This window comes from Pediococcus parvulus (genome assembly GCF_007990205.1).
In the GTDB taxonomy this organism is placed as follows: domain Bacteria; phylum Bacillota; class Bacilli; order Lactobacillales; family Lactobacillaceae; genus Pediococcus; species Pediococcus parvulus.
This window is the reverse complement of the sequence record NZ_BJWE01000001.1, coordinates 102330-120821: the sequence shown is the minus strand read 5'-3', so window position 1 is coordinate 120821 and position 18492 is coordinate 102330. Positions and strand designations below refer to the sequence as shown.

Below are 18492 nucleotides of genomic sequence, written 5' to 3'. Positions count from 1 at the left end.
AGGAATTTTATCAAATGAAATCCATTATTTTTATGGGGACCCCGCAGTTTGCTGTCCCTATTTTACAGAGTCTAATTCAAAATCCAGATTACAATGTGGAAGCTGTCGTTACCCAACCTGATCGACGCACTGGAAGAAAACATAACCTAACGATGTCGCCAGTTAAAAAGGTGGCGGTAGAAAATGAAATTGCTGTTTTCCAACCAGAAAAAATTAGTGGTTCTGAAGAAATGGCTCAATTAATTGCGTTGCATGCCGATTTAATTGTAACCGCAGCTTTTGGCCAATTTTTACCAATGAAATTAATTAATTCGGTCAAACTGGCGGCTGTTAATGTCCATGGGTCACTATTACCTAAGTACCGTGGTGGGGCTCCTGTGCAGTATGCCATTATGAATGGTGAGTCAGAAACGGGAATAACCATTATTTATATGGTTAAGAAGATGGACGCAGGTAAAATGCTTGCCCAGCGAAAAATCAAGATTGAAGCAACAGATGATGTGGGTTCAATGTTTGAAAAGTTAAGCATTTTGGGCCGAAATCTATTAAACGAAACATTACCCAAATTGATTGCGGGTGAGCTTGCAGGTGTTGAACAAGACGAAGAAAAAGTAACGTTTGCACCAAATATTAAACCTGAAGAAGAACAAGTTGATTTTCGTCAATCTGCAAAATTGGTCGATGCCAAAGTTCGTGCATTACGACCATTTCCAGTTAGTTTTGTGATCTTAAATGGGTTGCGGACCAAGTTATGGCAGGTCACCCCTTTGGATCAAACTACTGACCTATTGCCGGGTCAAGTTGTAGAAAAAACAAAGCACAAGTTGTTGATTGCAACCGGCAAAAATGGTGTAGTTCGTTTAGACCGTGTTCAACCGGCTGGCAAACCACAGATGGATATCACTGATTATTTAAACGGAAGTCAAGAGGCATTTTACGAAGGTGAGCAGGTTATCAAGTTATGATAGATAAACAACGAAATCCACGAGCATTAGCGGTTGATGTGTTAGTAAAAGTTAATAAAGGTGCCTATTCGAACATTGAACTGAAAAATATCATTGCAGACAGTCAGTTGTCACAATTAGACATCAATTTGTTGACGGAAATTGTCTATGGTGTGATTCAGCATAAATTGACTTTAGACTATTTTCTATCCCCATTTGTTGAGGGCAAAAAAGTGCAGGATTGGGTGCACCAGTTATTGTTAACGGCCGTTTTCCAAATGGTTTATCTGGATCGAGTACCAACAAGGGCTATTTTTAACGAAAGCATTGAAATTGCCAAAACAGAAGGCCATAGTGGTATCCGTGCTTTTGTGACCGGTGTTTTACATGCCATGCAGCGAAAAGGATTCCCAGAATTAGATGCTATTAAAGATCAAAAAAATTATCGTAGTGTTAAGTATAGTGTGGCTCCGTGGATCATTAAGGAATTAGACGCTCAACTTGGTGAGTCAAAAACAAATCGGATTCTTGCGTCAATTAATCAGCCTGCTCGTCAGGCTGCCCGAATTAACACGCAGAAGATAACTCAAGTCCAAGCCGTTGACTATTTGAACGCCCATGAATATAAAGTGATCCCCAGTGAAGTAGCAGAAGATGGAATTGTGGTTTCAAATGGGAGTGTGGCAAGATCAGAGCTTTTCCAAAATGGCTCTTTGACTGTTCAAGATGAGAGTGCCATGTTGGTTGCTGAAGCAATGCAACTAGAGTCTGGCATGACAGTTTTGGATGCTTGTGCAGCGCCTGGGGGAAAGACCACTCATATCGCACAACAAGTTGGTGAAAATGGACACGTTTTGGCACTGGATTTACATCCTAAAAAGGTAGCTCTAATCCGTACGAATGCGAAACGAATGGGATTAAATACTCAAGTTGAAGTGAAGGTTTTGGATGCTCGTAAAATCGATTTATTAGCAGAAGATAATTCTTTTGATCGAATTTTAGTGGACGCACCATGTTCAGGAATTGGTCTTATACGGCGGAAACCTGAAATTCGTTATGAAAAGGCATTAACTGATAGTGAAAAGCTGCACAAAATTCAATTAGAAATTTTAAATGCCGTAGCTGCAAAAGTAAAAAATAACGGTATAATAACTTACAGTACGTGTACCATACTAAAACAAGAAAATGAAAATACGATGACTGATTTTTTGAAACTTCATCCTGAATTTGAGCTGATTCAGACTTCAACAAAAAAGCAGTTGAAATCGTCGAGAACAACGCCATATTTGAATATTTACCCGGATGATTTTGAATCCGATGGCTTTTTTATTGCTTGTTTACAAAAGAGAGCGTGATTAATTGTGAAGTATGCTTTTCAGTCTGACATTGGGAATCACCGTGATGAAAATCAAGATTATGTGGGCGTTTTTAAAAATAAAAAAAACGTTTTATTTAGTATTGTCGCTGATGGAATTGGTGGGCGTCAAGGTGGGGATGTGGCTTCTGAAATGGCCGTTTCTCATCTCGGATATCTGTTTCAAAATACGGATTTTAGTGACGTCACTAACGCAGTAAATTGGCTGCAAACCGAAGTGACCCAAGAAAATGACGAGATTCTTGAAACCTCACAAAAGTATTCAGATTTGAATGGTATGGGAACTACAATTGTGGTCACAATTATTCTTGAGAATCAGTTTATCGTGGCCCACTTAGGGGACAGTCGGTGTTATCTTTTTAAAGGTAACGAGTTAAAACAACTCACTTCAGATCATTCGTTAGTTAATGAGTTGATCAAAAAAGGAGAGCTTTCTCCGGAAGAAGCCCGTACACATCCGCAAAAAAATATTATTACAAAAACATTGGGCATTTCTGCTAATTCAGATATTGATGTGCATACATATGCATGGAAGCATGACGATCAGCTTCTTTTATGTACTGATGGTTTGACGAATATGGTTACCGATCAAATAATTGCCAATGTTTTAGAAAGTTCCATCACGTTGGAAGAAAAGTGCTTAAAATTAATTGAATTTGCCAATCAGGCGGGAGGACGTGATAATGTTACGGTGCTCCTTATTCAAGCAGATGATGGGGTGACTAAATAGATGACACCTAATCAAACGCTTAATGGGAGATATCGCATTATTAGCTCACTTGGCGAAGGTGGGATGGCAGACGTTTATTTGGCTCACGATTTAATTTTGAACCGAAATGTAGCGGTTAAATTATTACGTTTTGATCTTCAAAATGATGATAAGACAATTCAACGGTTTCAGCGCGAGGCCCTATCAACAACAGAATTAGTGCATCCTAATATTGTCAGTGTTTATGACGTAGGGGAAGATAACGGCATCCATTATTTGGTAATGGAATATGTTGATGGAACGGATCTAAAACAATATATTAAGGAACACTTTCCAATTCCCTATCAGCAAGTGATTGATATCATGGAACAAATTTTAAGTGGTGTCGCAACGGCCCATGCTCATGATATTATTCATCGCGATTTAAAACCGCAAAATGTTTTAATGGATAAAAAAGGAAATGCTAAAATTTCTGATTTTGGAGTTGCCCTGGCTCAAGAAGAACAAACGCTTACCCAGACAAATGCCGTCGTGGGCTCGGTTCACTATTTATCACCAGAGCAGGCTCGTGGTCATTTAGCGACCAAACGGTCCGATATCTATTCATTGGGAATTATTCTTTATGAAATGTTAACGGGTCGTGTCCCTTTTGAAGGGGAGAACGCGGTATCCATCGCAATTAAACATTATCAGAATCAAATTCCTTATGTTCGAGATTTTGATCCGCGAATACCGCAAGCTTTGGAAAATGTGGTTTTAAAAGCAACGGCTAAAAATCCGTTTGATCGCTATAATTCAGTTTCTGAGATGGCAGACGACCTTAGTACGGCACTGTCAGTAAGGCGAGCTGAAGACAGTCGTTTTATTGCACCGTCTCTAACGGATGAAACGATTATTGCGGATGCCTCTGATTTTCAACCAAATCCAAAAGATGTGGCTGAGGTGAAGGCTATTTCCCAAAATGGTTCAAAGGATCAGCAGCCAACTAAAAGCAAAAAAAGAAGAAATCGTCATCCGCTCCGGAAAAAAATAGCATTCTTTTTTGGATTGCTAATTTTATTTATTTTTGGCATTGGATTAGCATTTTATTTGAGTTTTCCCAAGGTTGTGACGATTCCAAATGTTACTGGGTTAACACAGGCACAAGCAACGGCGGTATTAAAGAAACATGATCTTAAAGTAGGACAGATTACACGGACTGGAGATCAAAAAATTGACTATAAACGAGTGGTTGAAACACTTCCACGTAAGAAAAAGCAGGTTCAGGCGGGCGTGGCAGTGAATGTGGTGATTAGTCAGGGACCTAATAGCTATGTGGTCGATAACTACATTGGCAATTCATATGCCAAAGTTGCCAAAAAATTACGAGCAAAAGGGTTCAAGGTCAAAAAACGATCTATTCAAACTACTCAATTTGATCGTGGAAAAATTATTTATCAAAGTGTGGTTCCTGATCAGGTTGTGGTGCCCAGAGCCACGACGATCAGCTTTTCGGTAACTAAATAGAGTTGGAGGGTTTTAATGCAAAAAGGACAGATTATTCAATCTTTAAGTGGTTTTTACGACGTTAAGAGTGAGGACAAAATTTTTCGTACAAGAGCGCGGGGAAATTTTCGTAAACAGAAAATTTCTCCTCTTGTGGGCGATTGGGTTGAATTTGAAGGCCATGCCAAAAACGAAGGGTACATTTTAAAAATTGAATCACGCCGAAATGAATTAGTTCGGCCACCTTTAGCGAACATTGATCAAGCGGTCGTCGTGACGGCTTGTGTGCAACCAGATTTTTCTGCGAACCTGCTGGATCGACAGTTAGTGACTTTGGAAGAAAAGGGAATTTCTCCAATTATTTATTTTACAAAGGGTGATTTGACTCCCGAAAACAAGCAAGCACATTTAGAACAAATGGCCGATGGTTATCGGAAAATTGGTTATGAGGTTTATCTAGCTTGGCAAGCTTTTGATTCTGAAGATCTTGCAAGTTTAAAGGCCTTGTTTGCCAATAAGCTAACTATTTTTATGGGCCAAACAGGTGCTGGCAAATCAACTCTTTTAAATCATATTGATTCGAGACTGGCTTTACAGACGGGTGAGGTTTCACAAGCTCTCAATCGTGGGAAACATACAACTAGAAAAGTGGCTTTATTCCCAGTTGGTGATGGATTGGTAGCTGACACGCCAGGATTTTCAAGTTATACAGTTTTTGAAATGCGTTTGGAGGATCTTAAGGAGCTGTTTCCAGAAATTGCTCAAATTGGTTTAAACTGTCGATTCCGAGAATGTTTACACATTAACGAACCGAATTGTGCTGTCAAAAAAGCTTTAGAAGATGGCCAAATCATGCCAAGTCGGTATGAAAATTACGTTCAATTTTTTAACCTTATTAAAGACCAAAAGCCAGATTATCAGCGCAAAGGCTATTCTAAGAAAAAGGGGAAATAAGTTATGATTAAAGTTTCGCCATCAATTTTAAGTGCTAATTTTGTAGACTTAAAACCGGATATTGAAATTGCTCAAAAAGGTGGGGCAGACCTTTTACATATTGATGTAATGGATGGTCAATTTGTCCCTAATTTAAGCTTTGGTCCAGGAATGGTTGAAGCAATTCGACCAATCACAAGTATGCCATTGGACTGTCATTTAATGATTGAAAATCCAGAAAGATTTGTTACTCAGTTTTGTCAGGCAGGTGCCGACATTGTGGGTGTCCACGTTGAAAGTACGCCACATATTTATCGGGCTTTAGAAATGATCAAACAACATGGTGTAAAAGCTGAAGTTGTGTTGAATCCGGGAACTCCTATCAGCTTGGTGGAAGATGTTTTGCCGATTGTGGATCAGGTACTTGTTATGACCGTGAACCCAGGTTTTGGAGGTCAGAAATTCATCTCTCAAATGTTGCCTAAAATTCAACGTCTTAATCAGCTTCGTCAAACTGGTGAGAATAATTTTACGATTGAAGTTGACGGGGGAATTAATGATGAAAATGTAGCTTCAGTTTATAAGGCGGGAGCAGACATTGCGGTGGCCGGATCGTATGTATTCAATAGTGAGGATCCAATCGCACAAATTAAAAAGCTTAAAACGAGGACGACAGATTAATGCAAGTAAATATATTAGCAGGTGGACCCCAACAGTTCTATCCAGAAAAGATCTTTAATCAAAAAGAAAACTGGATTGGCGTTGATCGGGGAAGCCTGTTTTTGTTACGTCAACACATTGTGCCTCAAATTGCAATTGGCGATTTTGACTCCATGAGCAAAACAGAATTCTCAGAAATAAAACGTCTTGTGCCGAAGATTATCCAAGTCAATCCTATTAAAGATGATACAGATACCGAATTGGCAGTATCCAAAGCTTTTACATTGCTGCATGCTGATGAAGTAAAAATTTATGGGGCGACGGGTGGTCGGCAAGATCATTTTTTGAGTAATTTTTTTATGTTTTTAAAGCCACAATTTAGAAAATATGCGCAACAAGTCCAATTGATAGATCGACAGAATGTTTTTTTGTTTTTTAATCCGGGAAAACATGTTTTGCTGAAACAGCCGCAATATAAGTATTTATCAATTGTCACTTTAGGTAACGTGGGGAATCTAACCTTACCAGATGAAAAATATCGATTACATAAACAATCTGATGAGAATCCGATTGTTTATGTCAGCAATGAGTTCATTAGTGAGAAAGCTACAATTAGTTTTTCAGCAGGAATGGTGGCGGCCATTTATAGTCGTGATTTACCTAAATAAAAAAATAAGTACAAATAAAAAAGATTGAAGCCTTTGATAGCTTCAATCTTTTTTATGCACGTTTAATTTTGCCTGATTTCAATGCTCGAGCAGAAACCCAAACACGTTTTGGTTTTCCATCCACAAGAATGCGGACCTTATGCAAATTTGGTTTCCAGCTTCGGCGACTGTGGTTCAAAGCATGTGAACGTGTGTTACCAAAGTGGGTACGACGACCGGTGACAAAGTCTTTTGCCATTTTAAAATCCTCCTTTGTCGCTTCTATATTTATCATAGAATTCTTTTTAACTCACCTAAATAACTTATCATATATGCCCCGCGATTGCAATACTTTTCTTTCAAGTAATTTTACTTGACAGTTCGTTTCAACAACCATAAGTAGAGATTTAAGTGGGTTTAATTAAGCGACTAATTGTTCTTGATGAGTTTAGCACAATTTTTCCGACGTGACGATAGCTAATTACTTGTAACCATATAAAAGTGAGCAGTTTTCCGGTTGAATACCAATGAAATAACCTTTTGGTGGAGATTAACAAATAATTGTCTAAAAAGTGGTTGCGTTTCTTGGTTTGTTGAAGTATGGTAAAATATCGTTGATATAAGAATCACGATTAAGGGAGGCTATTTTTGATGGCTGTAAAAATTCAAACAAAAAATGGAACTGTAGTTGTATCCAATGATGTCATTGCCACAGTTGTTGGTGGCGCCGCAACAGATAATTATGGTGTTGTCGGTATGGCAAGTAAGAATCAGATTCGTGATAATTTAAATGAGATCTTACGTAAAGAAAATTATGCTAAGGGCGTTGTTGTCCGTCAACAAGATAATGGTGTGGCAATTGATGTGTACATTGTTGTCAGTTATGGCACAAAAATTTCTGAAGTTTCAAAAAATGTGCAATCGAAAGTAAAATATAATTTGGAATCAATGTTAGGTGTTTCGGCAAACTCTGTGAACGTTTTTGTCCAGGGTGTAAAGGTACTAGAAGCCTAGTTACGAAGGACTAAAACGAGGAGGAATTTAGAATTGAAAGTGGCAACTACTGAAATCACGAACCAAGAATTTGATCAAATGATTCAGGCAAGTGCGCGAAAGTTAAAACGTAATGCCGATTTTATTAACTCATTAAATGTTTTCCCAGTTCCCGATGGTGATACTGGGACAAACATGAGTTTATCAATGGAGAGCGGCGCAAAGTATGAAATGGATGAACCAAGCGAACATGTTGGTAAATTGGCTGGTGCACTTGCTAAAGGCCTCTTGATGGGTGCCCGGGGTAATTCTGGTGTGATTTTATCTCAGATTTTTCGTGGATTTTCTAAAAGTGTGGAAGATAAAGCAACTTTAAATGCTGATGATTTGGCGCAGGCGTTCGCTGACGGGGCTCAGACAGCCTATAAGGCCGTTATGAAACCAACCGAAGGAACTATTCTAACTGTCATCCGAGAAGCCGCTAAGGCAGGAAATGACGCTGCTGAAGAAAAAGATGATATTGTTTATGTTATGGATGCTGTCACAAAAGCTGGTAAAGAAGCTTTGAAAAAGACAACCGATCTTTTGCCAGTCTTAAAAGAAGTTGGGGTTGTGGATTCTGGTGGTCAAGGTTTGACGTTTGTTTTTGATGCTTTTGATGATGTTTTGAACGGTCGTACAGAAGCGGAAGTGGACCAACCTGATGAAGAACAGATGGATGAAATGGTCGATGCTAAACATCATCAAAGTGTTCAAGGTAAGATTGATCCCGCTGATATCAAATACGGTTACTGTACACAAATTATGGTTCGAATCGGCAAGGGATTACAAGTCGAACAAGATTTTGACTACGATACCTTTTATAATTATCTGGCTAAATTGGGTGATTCACTTTTAGTTGTTAATGATGATGATGTCGTTAAAGTGCATGTGCATACTGAACATCCTGGCAAAGTATTGGCTTGGGGACAGCAGTTTGGTGATCTTGCAACAGTTAAGGTCGATAACATGCGTCAGCAGCAAGAAGAAATCATTGAAAAAGACGATCCAGTTGAAGCAGAACAGACAGTTCCGGATACAAACGGAACGGCGATCATTGCAATTGCTTCTGGCGAAGGTGTTGATAAGTTGTTCCGAAGTCTTGGGGTGACCCACATTATTAGTGGCGGACAAACTATGAATCCAAGTACTGCGGATATTGTTTCGGCAATTAATGAGTCCCATGCGAAACGGGCAATTATTTTACCAAATAATAAAAATATCTTTTTAGCCGCTGAGCAGGCAATTGAAGTGGCGGACATTCCAGCTAAAATTGTGCATAGTCGTAATATTTCACAAGGAATGACAGCTTTAATGGGCTTTAATCCGGATAGCAAACTAGATGATAATGTCACTGCAATGGAAGATAATTTATCTTCTGTTAAAAATGGTGAAGTCACAACTGCTATTCGGGACACGACAGTGCAGGGCAAAACGATTAAAAAGGGCAATTTCATGGGTATCATTGATGGCACAATTGCCACTACAAAACCGACAATCCTTGAAGCGGCCAGTGAAATGGTTAAATTGATGCTGGATGAGGATAGTGAAATTGTGACTATCATTTATGGCAAAGATGCTAAAAGGGCCGATGCTGAAAAACTTGAGAGTATCGTTCAAGCATTAGACGATGAACTTGAAATTGAAGTTCATGAAGGCGATCAGCCGGTATATCCGTTTATTGTCTCAGTTGAATAAGTAATGTGAAGAGGTTGGAAATTTGTCAGCCTCTTTTTGTAGTTAGGGAGTCGATGTATGACTGAAAACACAATTTTCTCACCCATTTCAGTTCTTAGCGGCGTTGGGCTACAACGCGCAAAAGCACTAAATGAGTTAGGGATTTATACAATTGAAGATTTGTTACTTTATTTTCCGTTTCGTTATGAGGATTTACGACCTCAAAACATGGCGGACTTAGTGGATCAACAAAAAGTAACCTTAGAGGGTACTGTAGCTTCAGAGCCGGTTATTGCCCGTTATGGCAGAAAAAAGAATCGCCTGAATTTTCGTCTATTAACCGATCAAGAATCTGTTATGGTCACTTTTTTTAATCAACCCTGGATAAAAAAACAAGTCACAATTGATGAAAGGTTTGCCGTCTATGGCAAATGGGATGCACGACGTCGAAGTTTAACTGGAATGAAATTATTGCCATTTTCAAGCGGTGATTCTTCAGAAATTGATGCGGTGTACCCTGCTAGTCAACATATTCGCCAAAACACGATAAAAAAATTGGTTACGCAAACTTTTGAACAATTTCAAGATAAAATTGCTAATATTATTCCAGAAACGTTAATTGAGAAGTACCGATTAATTGATCGCAAAACAATGATTCATGATTTACATTTTCCTGACGATTTAAAATCGGCAAAAATTGCCCGGCGAACGGCAACTTTTGAAGAGTTTTTCGTTTTTCAAATGGAATTACAAGTACTCAAAAAACGAGATCAAACAGAAAATGGAACGGCTATTGAATACAATATTGATGAATTAAAAAAATTCATTGCGAGTTTGCCATATGAATTGACGGATGCCCAAAAACGCGTGGTTAATGAAATTTGTTATGACCTCAAACGGCCGATTAGAATGAACCGCCTGTTGCAAGGTGATGTTGGGAGCGGAAAAACAATTGTGGCAGCAATTGTCATGTTTGCAGCAATTACAGCGGGCTACCAAACGGCCTTAATGGCGCCCACAGAAATTTTGGCCGAGCAACATGCCAACAACCTCACCAAGATATTCGAAGGGATGGGTGTGAATATAGGTCTGTTGACCGGCGCTTCTGGCTCAAAGTCCAAGCAACGACGGGCGTTATTGGCGGGAATTGAACAGGGTGATATCAATCTAGTGATTGGGACCCATGCGTTGATTCAAGATGATGTCAAGTTTAAAAAGCTCGGCTTAGTTATTATTGATGAACAGCACCGTTTTGGGGTTAAACAACGGGAAACCTTGCGCAAAAAGGGTGCTGATGTTGATGTTTTGGCAATGACAGCAACGCCAATTCCCCGAACTTTGGCAATCACAGCCTATGGGGAAATGGATGTTTCCACGATTGATCAAATGCCTAATGGTCGAAAACCAGTGTTAACTAGCTGGGTCAAAAATAGTAATGTGCGTGGTATGCTGGATTTTGTGAAAAAACAATTTAAAGCTGGTCACCAAGCGTTTGTGGTTACACCATTAATTGAAGAATCAGAATCTTTAGATTTGAAAAATGCGATGGCACTCTACGATCAATTGCAAACCGAATTTGAACCAACTTATAAAGTTGGTTTGCTTCATGGTAGAATGAAGCCTAATGAAAAAGATGAAATTATGCGTCAATTTAAGGACAATGAATTTCAGCTTTTAGTCTCAACCACTGTTATTGAAGTAGGGGTGGATGTCCCCAACGTAACAGTCATGATTATTTATGATGCCGATCGGTTTGGATTAGCACAATTGCATCAATTACGGGGACGCGTTGGACGTGGACAAGATCAGGCTTACTGTATCTTGGTGGCTGATCCTAAAAATGAGACTGGGATTAAACGCATGAAGATTATGACTCAATCGAACGATGGGTTTAAAATTTCCCAGGCTGATTTGCAACTTCGGGGTTCTGGTGACGTGTTTGGAAGTAAACAGTCAGGTATTCCTGAGTTTCGAGTTGGCGACCCCGTCGTGGATATTGGGGCGTTGCAAACGGCGCAACTAGAGGCTAGTAAAATTGTGAACGAAGAAGATTGGCAAATAGACAAGCAATTTAGAAAATTAAGTGATTATTTAACGATTGTTATGCAAAAAAATGCCAATTTTGATTAATTTGAAAATGAGGGATAAAAATGAAATTAGCAATTGATGCTATGGGTGGCGACTATGCACCAGAAAAAATTGTTCAAGGCGTTGAGCTGGCCAGGGACAAGTATTCAGATGTTAAATTTACCCTGTTTGGTAAAGAAGATCAGATAAAAAAATATCTTAACAATGGTGAACGGATTACCATTGTTCATACAGATTCAGAAATTGCGATGGGTGATGAACCGGTTCGGGCGGTACGTCAAAAAAAGACCTCTTCTTTGGTGTTAGCCGCTCAAGCTGTTAAAGAGGGAAAAGCTGATGCACTATTTTCAGCCGGTAATACGGGAGCATTATTAGCTGCGAGTTTATTTATTATTGGCAGAATTAAAGGGATTAATCGACCAGGAATGACCACGACGCTACCTGCATTAGAGGGTTCACCAGATTCATTTACGATGCTAGATGTTGGAGCAAATGCGGAAAGCAAAGTGAAGAATTTGCAGCAGTTTGCTGTCCTCGGTAACTTTTACAGTAGTAACGTAATGGGGGTCACGAATCCAAGGATTGCTTTATTAAATAACGGTGCTGAAGAAGACAAAGGTGATCCGCTGCATAAAGAGACCTACCAGGTACTCAAAGACGATCCTAACTTGAATTTCGTGGGTAATATTGAGTCTCGTGAGCTTTTAGCCGGTAAGGCAGATGTTGTGGTTACGGATGGTTTTACAGGCAATGCGGTTCTTAAAAATACAGAAGGAACCGCCTTATCGATGCTAAAATTAATCAAACATACTATTTTGGATTCTGGCGTGCAGGTCAAATTGGGTGGAATGCTGTTAAAGCCGGCTTTTAAAGTGATTCAAGATAAAATGGATTATTCAAAACATGGTGGTGCGGTTCTGTTAGGTGTAAAAGCGCCGGTTGTTAAAGCACATGGATCAAGTAATGAGATTCAGGTATCTAATGCTTTACGTCAACTCCGCTCGATGGTTAAATCAAATTTGACTCAGAATTTGGCAGACTATTTTGCAGCGCGGCCAACTGATAAAAAATAAATCTTCTCATTTTGGGTGGACAATACCCAAGAAAAACATTAAACTTATCTGATGTAATTAAAAGATATAAGGAGTATCACATGACTAAAGAAGAGGTATTTACCAAGATTACCGATATCATTGTGGATCATTTTGATGTCGATAAAGCAAAAGTTACAAACGATTTGAACTTTAAAACTGATTTGAACGCAGATTCAATTGATATTGTTGAATTTGTTCTTGAATTGGAAGATACATTTGGCGCGGAAATTTCTGATGAGGATGCTGAAAAGCTTTCCACAGTCGGTGAAGCAGTTGATTTCATTACCGCCAATCAAAAGAAATAAAAAATGACCACTTTTGAGACTGGAATGTTTTGTTCCGGTCTCAATTTGTATCTGTAATGGCGATGTAGTAGGCAGTTTCGCTAAAAAAAGCTATAATGTTATAGTGAGTATTTAAGGAAGGATGAAACTTTTGAAAAAATCAATTGATGAAGCATTAAAGAAGAATTTTCAAATTGAATTTCATGACGAAAGTTTATTGGACGAAGCTTTAACTCAAGCGTCATATGTCAATGAACATCCCAATCAAGGGTTGAAATTTTATGAACGAATCGAATTTTTGGGGGATGCAGTTTTACAGTTAATCGTCTCCGAATATATTTTTAAACGTTATCCAGAAATGCCACAAGGAAAGCTAACTCGTTTGAGAGCAGCTATGGTTTGTGAAGCTAGTTTTAGTCAGTTTGCGCGTGAATGTCATTTTGATCAATACATCCGGCTTGGTAAGGGTGAAGAAAAGGCTGGCGCTCGGAATCGTGATTCACTTCTTTGTGATATTTTTGAATCTTTTGTTGGGGCAGTCTATATAGACCAGGGCCGACAAACTGTTGAAAAGTTTGTGCACCAAGTTATTTTTCCTAAATTGGATACTGGTGCTTTTGATCACGTGATTGATCACAAAACTAATTTACAGGAAATTTTGCAACGTGATGGCGACGTCTTGATTCATTATGAGTTGTTAAACGAAGCAGGTCCCGATAATGATCTAGATTTTGAAGTTGCTGTTTTTGCCGATGATCGAAAACTTGGTGTTGGCACGGGTAAGTCCAAGAAATTAGCGGAACAAGATGCTGCCAAAGATGCCTTGCAAAAGTTACGGGTAAAGAATGCTTAGATTAGGAGTTTGATGTTAATGAAACTTAAGTCCTTACAAATAAGTGGCTTTAAGTCCTTCGCCGATAAAACCACGATTAATTTTGAAGACGGAATTACCGGAGTTGTCGGGCCAAACGGAAGTGGCAAAAGTAACATTATTGAAGCTGTCCGTTGGGTCATGGGCGAGCAGTCAGCTAAAAGTTTACGTGGGGGAAAAATGCCCGACGTCATTTTTGCGGGCTCACAAAGCAGACAACCTCTTAATCGGGTGGCAGTGACCATTACATTTGATAATTCGGATCACTTTTTGAAGACTGATTTTACAGAAGTCAGTGTGACACGTAAATTGTTTCGTAATGGTGACAGTCAGTATTTGATTAATCAAAATGACTGCCGACTAAAAGATGTGTTGGATCTGTTTATTGACACTGGTTTAGGTCGCGATTCGTTTTCTGTAATCTCTCAGGGTCGGGTTGAAGCAATCTTTAATAGTAAACCAGAAGATCGACGGGTCATTATTGAAGAGGTCGCCGGCGTTTTGAGTTATAAACAAGATAAACAAAAAGCCGAATCAGAGCTAAGCAAAACGAACGATTATTTGGATCGAGTGAGTGATTTAATCGCCGAACTCCAGTCTCAACTGGAGCCTTTGGAAGAACAAAGTAGTCTGGCTCAAGATTACGTTGATCAAAAAAAGCAATTTGATAAGTTGGAGAAAACACGATTAGTTCAGTTAATTGAGGGTTTACAAGGCCAAAGCCAATCAATCACTGATAAAGTAACCGCTGCTGAAAAGTTAGTTGATCAATATCAGAAACAAAAAAAGACTTTGACAATCACGGTTGATCAATTAAAGCAACAACGCCAAGTTTTAGAATCAAAAAAAGATAATTTACAAACTGATTTATTGAATACCACTAAAAGGTATGAGAATTTGGCCGGTCAACAAAATGTCGGTTCAGAGAAAACTAAGTATCAAGATCAACAACTCAGTGAATTGGCGGAAACTATCAAGGCTAATTCGCAAAAACTAACTGATTATCAGGCACAAAAAGTAGAATTAGATCAACAGGTTGCTGCTAATCAACAGACCGTTGAAAAAATTAAGTCAGCACTAGCAGATTTGTCTGAAAAAGAAATTCAAAAAAAGCAGACTGAGATTCAAGCTACGATTGATCAGTTGCAGACGACTTATATTGAGAAAATGCAACAAGTGGCACAAGTTCACAATGAACAGGTCAATCTAAAAAAAGGGTATGAACAAGATAGCCAACAGCAATTGCATGTCAATGCTGATCTGCGCAAATTAGAAGATCAACTTGATGAATTAACGGCTGGCTTTAAAGATCAAGAAAAGCGCGTAGAGACTTTAAAAAAGGACGCCCAAACTGCCAAAAACACATTAAAAGAGGCTTTAAGTGACTATCAAAAGTTATCTGAACAGCAAAAACAAAGTCAGGATAGTTGGCTAGATGCTTTACGGGTTTATCAACAAGCAAAGACTAGGTTAGAAACGCTCAGTAATTCAGATGTAGAACTTCGTAGCTATTATCAAGGTGTGCAAAACGTTTTAAAAAATAAGACACAATTTCCGGGTCTAATTGGCGTTGTTTCCGAATTACTGGAAGTTCCTGATAAATACACAAAAGCGATTGAAACTGTATTGGGTGGCCAGCTTCAGCAACTAGTTACTCAAAATGATCAGGATGCGCGCCAAATTATTCAGTATTTAACTAAGCAACGCGCCGGAAGAGTGACTTTATTGCCTCTCTCAAGAATTCATGCCAAACAAGTCTCAGCTAAAGTGCAACATGAATTAGAGAATTTAGAGGGTGTAGAGGGAATTGCCGCAGATCTGGTACAAACTTCTGATAAGTGGAGATTGGTTAAACAGTTTTTACTGGGTAACGTGTGTGTGGCAACGGATCTAAAGCAGGCTTCAAAGATTTCTAAGCAATTGTCAACTCGTTTGAAGATCGTAACCTTAGATGGCGAAATTATTAATCCGTCTGGTTCGATGACTGGTGGTGTGAATCGTCACCAAACTGCTGGATTATTGACCCAAAAGCAAGCACGGAGTAATTTGGCGAAACAGGTTAGCCAAATGAAAACACAATTGGCTAGTCGTGAAGCTTTAGTTCAGGATTTAAAGCAGCGACTAGCCGCCACCGAAACAAAGGGTAGCGAATTAAGGCAACAATTTAATGTCACTAATGATTTGTTTAAAGATGGTCAATCAAAACTAACCATTTCCAAAAATCAGATCACAGAGTTGGATCGTCGGATTGTTGCTGTTAAGTATGAGTCACAGCAAAATGGTGATTTACAATCTGATTTCACAACCCAATCGGCGGATCTAAGTCAACAGGAAAAACAATTGAACGCCGACTTGGAGAAGATTTCAACCGATACCAATTCATATAAACAGCGGCTCACTGAATTACATGAAAAACAGGATAAAAGTCAACAAGCACTCGCGCACTATCGGGATCAATTGACAGATGCTCAGGTCACATTGACCCAAGCAAAAACGAGATTGAATGCGCTTGAAGAAACAATTGAAAAAACGCAGCTGCTTGTGCAAAATTCTAAAAAACGCCAGGTAACGATACGCTCAGAAAAGGAATCGACTGGTTCTAAAAATGAGGCACAACAAAAAGAACTGGCTGAAAGTAAAAAAGCGATTGCTGAATTAAAAATGCAATTGGAAGACCAGAAAGCAAGTTTTACCAAGCTTGATCAATCCTTAACTGAAAAAGAGCAAGAATTGCAACGCGTTCAGGAGCTCGGTTCCGTTTCAAGTGACGAGTTGCAAACTATTAAAATCAAGCAAACTCGTTTGTCAGAGCAAGTTGATCACGCCTTGAATGATTTAAGTGAGAAATATCAATTAAGCTTGGAATTAGCCAAAGCACAAAGTATAGCTGTAGCTCCAGATGAGTTACAACGTGAACTTAAGTTAGCTAAAAAGGGTCTTGCCGAAATTGGTGAAGTAAACGTTGGTGCGATTGAAGAATTCCAACGGGTATCTGAACGTTATCAATTTTTAACCACTCAAAAAGATGATTTAATGACTTCGCAAAAGCAGTTGCTTGAAACGATCAACGAAATTGATACTGAAGCGGCATTACGCTTTAAGACCACCTTTGATCAGATTTCAGCCTCATTTTCGAAAGTCTTTGTCAAAATGTTTGGTGGTGGCAAGGCGAAACTGGAATTAACAGATCCTGAGCATTTACTGACCACAGGGATGGAAATTAAGGCACAGCCACCTGGTAAAAAGTTTCAGCGACTAAGTTTACTTTCTGGTGGTGAACGGGCGCTAACGGCGATTACATTGCTTTTTTCAATTTTGGAAGTTAACCCAGTGCCATTTTGTATTTTGGATGAAGTTGAAGCTGCCTTTGATGACGCAAATGTGGCGCGTTTTGCAGATTATCTCCGCAATTTCCGTCACCAGACCCAATTTGTTGTGATTACCCATCGAAAGGGTACAATGGTAGAATGCGATGTCTTATATGGGGTCACGATGCAAGAATCCGGAGTTTCGAAGATGGCTTCTGTATCACTTGAAGATGTTTCACGAAAGGAGACCAGCACGCAATGAGTATATTTGGTCGAAGAAAGAAAAAGAAACTTGAAGAACAAGAAGCTTTGGCGCAACAAGCGTTAGAACAAAAAGCAAACGAAGAAAAAACAATAGAAAAGAAAACACCTGAAGAGCCTGAAATTTCACCAGCTGATACGCAAGTTAATCCACAAAATGTGACGAGCGAAGAAGCAGCAGAAATCGATCGTTATAACCGTGGTTTGGAAAAGTCACGCCGCACTTTTGGTCAAAAGCTGACCGCCCTATTTACAAATTTTAGTGGGGTTGATGATGATTTTTATGATGACTTAGAAGAAACTTTAATTGGCGCTGATGTCGGATTTGAAACAGCTGTTCAGATTAGTGATGAAGTGCGCGAAGAAATTGAAGCCAAGCACGAAAACGATCAAAAAGTTATCTCGAACTTGATCGTATCTAAATTGGTTTCACTCTATACACGCAACGGTACAAAAGAAGATAATCACTTGGTTTTTGCAACTGAAGGGCCCAGTGTGTTCCTGTTTGTCGGTGTAAATGGTGTTGGTAAAACTACTAGTATCGGTAAACTTGCCAATCGATTTAAGAAGCGCGGTAAAAAAGTGTTACTAGCTGCTTGTGATACATTCCGAGCAGGTGCCATCGAGCAATTACAAGAATGGGGTAAACGTGACGGGGTTCCGGTTGTTTCGGGACCAGAGAAAAGTGATCCAGCAGCAATTGTATTTGATGCTGTTAAAAAGGCTAAAGCCGAAAATTATGATCTGGTTTTGGTAGATACAGCCGGTAGATTGCAAAATAAAGTTAATTTGATGAAGGAACTTGATAAGATGCGACGGGTTATTACACGTGAAATTCCGCATGCGCCGCAAGAGATTCTTCTCGTTTTAGATGCAACAACTGGACAAAACGCAATGAGTCAGGCTAAGATTTTTAAGGAAACTACCAACGTAACTGGAATTATTTTGACGAAACTAGATGGAACTGCAAAAGGTGGGATTGTTTTGGCAATTCGCAATCAACTTCATCTTTCGGTTAAGTATGTCGGACTTGGCGAACAGGTGGACGATTTAAGTCCATTTTCACCTAAAGACTTTGTCGACGGTCTGTTTAGTGGCTTTCTGGAGCCGGCCAAATAGGAAGT

Annotated in this window: 16 protein-coding genes; 15 read left to right on the top strand and 1 reads right to left on the bottom strand. The window is 39.2% G+C overall.

Translation table 11 applies throughout. From position 1 onward, the window contains the following. Positions 1–14: 14 nt before the first annotated feature. Genes fmt through PPA04_RS00530 form a run of 7 tightly spaced genes read left to right on the top strand, consistent with a single transcriptional unit; the run spans position 15 to position 6774 of the window. Entirely contained in the window at positions 15–965 is a 951-nt protein-coding gene (fmt, locus tag PPA04_RS00560; protein WP_057783512.1) for a methionyl-tRNA formyltransferase, read from the top strand. Next, positions 962–2299, top strand: coding sequence for a 16S rRNA (cytosine(967)-C(5))-methyltransferase RsmB (gene rsmB / locus PPA04_RS00555; RefSeq protein ID WP_057783515.1), 1338 nt, complete (start codon positions 962–964; stop codon positions 2297–2299). Before fmt ends, rsmB begins: the two co-directional genes overlap by 4 nt. A 6-nt stretch (positions 2300–2305) precedes the next feature. Next, positions 2306–3049 carry a Stp1/IreP family PP2C-type Ser/Thr phosphatase gene (locus PPA04_RS00550; RefSeq protein WP_057783517.1) on the top strand — a complete coding sequence of 248 codons (744 nt, stop codon included), beginning with the start codon at positions 2306–2308 and terminating at the stop codon, positions 3047–3049. Then, complete coding sequence (gene pknB, locus PPA04_RS00545; protein ID WP_057783519.1) at positions 3050–4534, top strand: Stk1 family PASTA domain-containing Ser/Thr kinase; 1485 nt, start codon at positions 3050–3052, stop codon at positions 4532–4534. A gap of 15 nt (positions 4535–4549) precedes the next feature. After that, positions 4550–5467, top strand: coding sequence for a ribosome small subunit-dependent GTPase A (gene rsgA, locus PPA04_RS00540; protein ID WP_057783521.1), 918 nt, complete (start codon positions 4550–4552; stop codon positions 5465–5467). Between the two features lie 3 nt (positions 5468–5470). After that, the gene (gene rpe, locus PPA04_RS00535; RefSeq protein WP_057783523.1) at positions 5471–6127 is read left to right on the top strand and encodes a ribulose-phosphate 3-epimerase; all 657 of its coding nucleotides are present in this window, start codon (positions 5471–5473) and stop codon (positions 6125–6127) included. Next, positions 6127–6774, top strand: coding sequence for a thiamine diphosphokinase (locus tag PPA04_RS00530; protein ID WP_057783525.1), 648 nt, complete (start codon positions 6127–6129; stop codon positions 6772–6774). Before rpe ends, PPA04_RS00530 begins: the two co-directional genes overlap by 1 nt. Positions 6775–6826: 52 nt before the next feature. Here the strand turns inward: PPA04_RS00530 and rpmB are convergent, their stop codons facing one another. Further along, on the bottom strand, positions 6827–7012 hold the full coding sequence (gene rpmB / locus PPA04_RS00525; RefSeq protein WP_046870836.1) for a 50S ribosomal protein L28: 186 nt from the start codon (positions 7010–7012) through the stop codon (positions 6827–6829). 392 nt (positions 7013–7404) lie between these two features. On the opposite strand from rpmB, the gene PPA04_RS00520 reads away from it, so the two are divergent. From PPA04_RS00520 to ftsY, 8 genes are all read left to right on the top strand, one after another. Further along, on the top strand, positions 7405–7767 hold the full coding sequence (locus tag PPA04_RS00520; protein WP_057783527.1) for an Asp23/Gls24 family envelope stress response protein: 363 nt from the start codon (positions 7405–7407) through the stop codon (positions 7765–7767). A 39-nt stretch (positions 7768–7806) separates the two neighbouring features. After that, positions 7807–9483, top strand: coding sequence for a DAK2 domain-containing protein (gene fakA, locus PPA04_RS00515; protein WP_186806934.1), 1677 nt, complete (start codon positions 7807–7809; stop codon positions 9481–9483). A gap of 57 nt (positions 9484–9540) precedes the next feature. Further along, positions 9541–11592, top strand: coding sequence for an ATP-dependent DNA helicase RecG (recG, locus tag PPA04_RS00510; protein ID WP_057783530.1), 2052 nt, complete (start codon positions 9541–9543; stop codon positions 11590–11592). Positions 11593–11612: 20 nt separating this feature from the next. Then, complete coding sequence (gene plsX, locus PPA04_RS00505; protein WP_057783532.1) at positions 11613–12623, top strand: phosphate acyltransferase PlsX; 1011 nt, start codon at positions 11613–11615, stop codon at positions 12621–12623. 80 nt (positions 12624–12703) lie between these two features. Next, entirely contained in the window at positions 12704–12949 is a 246-nt protein-coding gene (gene acpP, locus PPA04_RS00500) for an acyl carrier protein (RefSeq protein WP_057783534.1), read from the top strand. A 130-nt stretch (positions 12950–13079) separates the two neighbouring features. Further along, entirely contained in the window at positions 13080–13781 is a 702-nt protein-coding gene (gene rnc / locus PPA04_RS00495) for a ribonuclease III (protein WP_068807329.1), read from the top strand. A gap of 18 nt (positions 13782–13799) precedes the next feature. Next, entirely contained in the window at positions 13800–17369 is a 3570-nt protein-coding gene (gene smc, locus PPA04_RS00490) for a chromosome segregation protein SMC (RefSeq protein ID WP_057782423.1), read from the top strand. Next, on the top strand, positions 17366–18487 hold the full coding sequence (ftsY, locus tag PPA04_RS00485; protein ID WP_057782422.1) for a signal recognition particle-docking protein FtsY: 1122 nt from the start codon (positions 17366–17368) through the stop codon (positions 18485–18487). The genes smc and ftsY overlap by 4 nt, the downstream gene beginning before the upstream one ends. Positions 18488–18492 lie beyond the last annotated feature (5 nt).

Coding starts and splice junctions, on each gene's coding strand:
- fmt (WP_057783512.1), top strand. CDS start 15: ATGAAATCCATTATTTTTATGGGGACCCCGCAGTTTGCTGTCCCTATT.
- rsmB (WP_057783515.1), top strand. CDS start 962: ATGATAGATAAACAACGAAATCCACGAGCATTAGCGGTTGATGTGTTA.
- pknB (WP_057783519.1), top strand. CDS start 3,050: ATGACACCTAATCAAACGCTTAATGGGAGATATCGCATTATTAGCTCA.
- rsgA (WP_057783521.1), top strand. CDS start 4,550: ATGCAAAAAGGACAGATTATTCAATCTTTAAGTGGTTTTTACGACGTT.
- rpe (WP_057783523.1), top strand. CDS start 5,471: ATGATTAAAGTTTCGCCATCAATTTTAAGTGCTAATTTTGTAGACTTA.
- PPA04_RS00530 (WP_057783525.1), top strand. CDS start 6,127: ATGCAAGTAAATATATTAGCAGGTGGACCCCAACAGTTCTATCCAGAA.
- rpmB (WP_046870836.1), bottom strand. CDS start 7,012: ATGGCAAAAGACTTTGTCACCGGTCGTCGTACCCACTTTGGTAACACA.
- PPA04_RS00520 (WP_057783527.1), top strand. CDS start 7,405: ATGGCTGTAAAAATTCAAACAAAAAATGGAACTGTAGTTGTATCCAAT.
- recG (WP_057783530.1), top strand. CDS start 9,541: ATGACTGAAAACACAATTTTCTCACCCATTTCAGTTCTTAGCGGCGTT.
- plsX (WP_057783532.1), top strand. CDS start 11,613: ATGAAATTAGCAATTGATGCTATGGGTGGCGACTATGCACCAGAAAAA.
- acpP (WP_057783534.1), top strand. CDS start 12,704: ATGACTAAAGAAGAGGTATTTACCAAGATTACCGATATCATTGTGGAT.
- smc (WP_057782423.1), top strand. CDS start 13,800: ATGAAACTTAAGTCCTTACAAATAAGTGGCTTTAAGTCCTTCGCCGAT.
- ftsY (WP_057782422.1), top strand. CDS start 17,366: ATGAGTATATTTGGTCGAAGAAAGAAAAAGAAACTTGAAGAACAAGAA.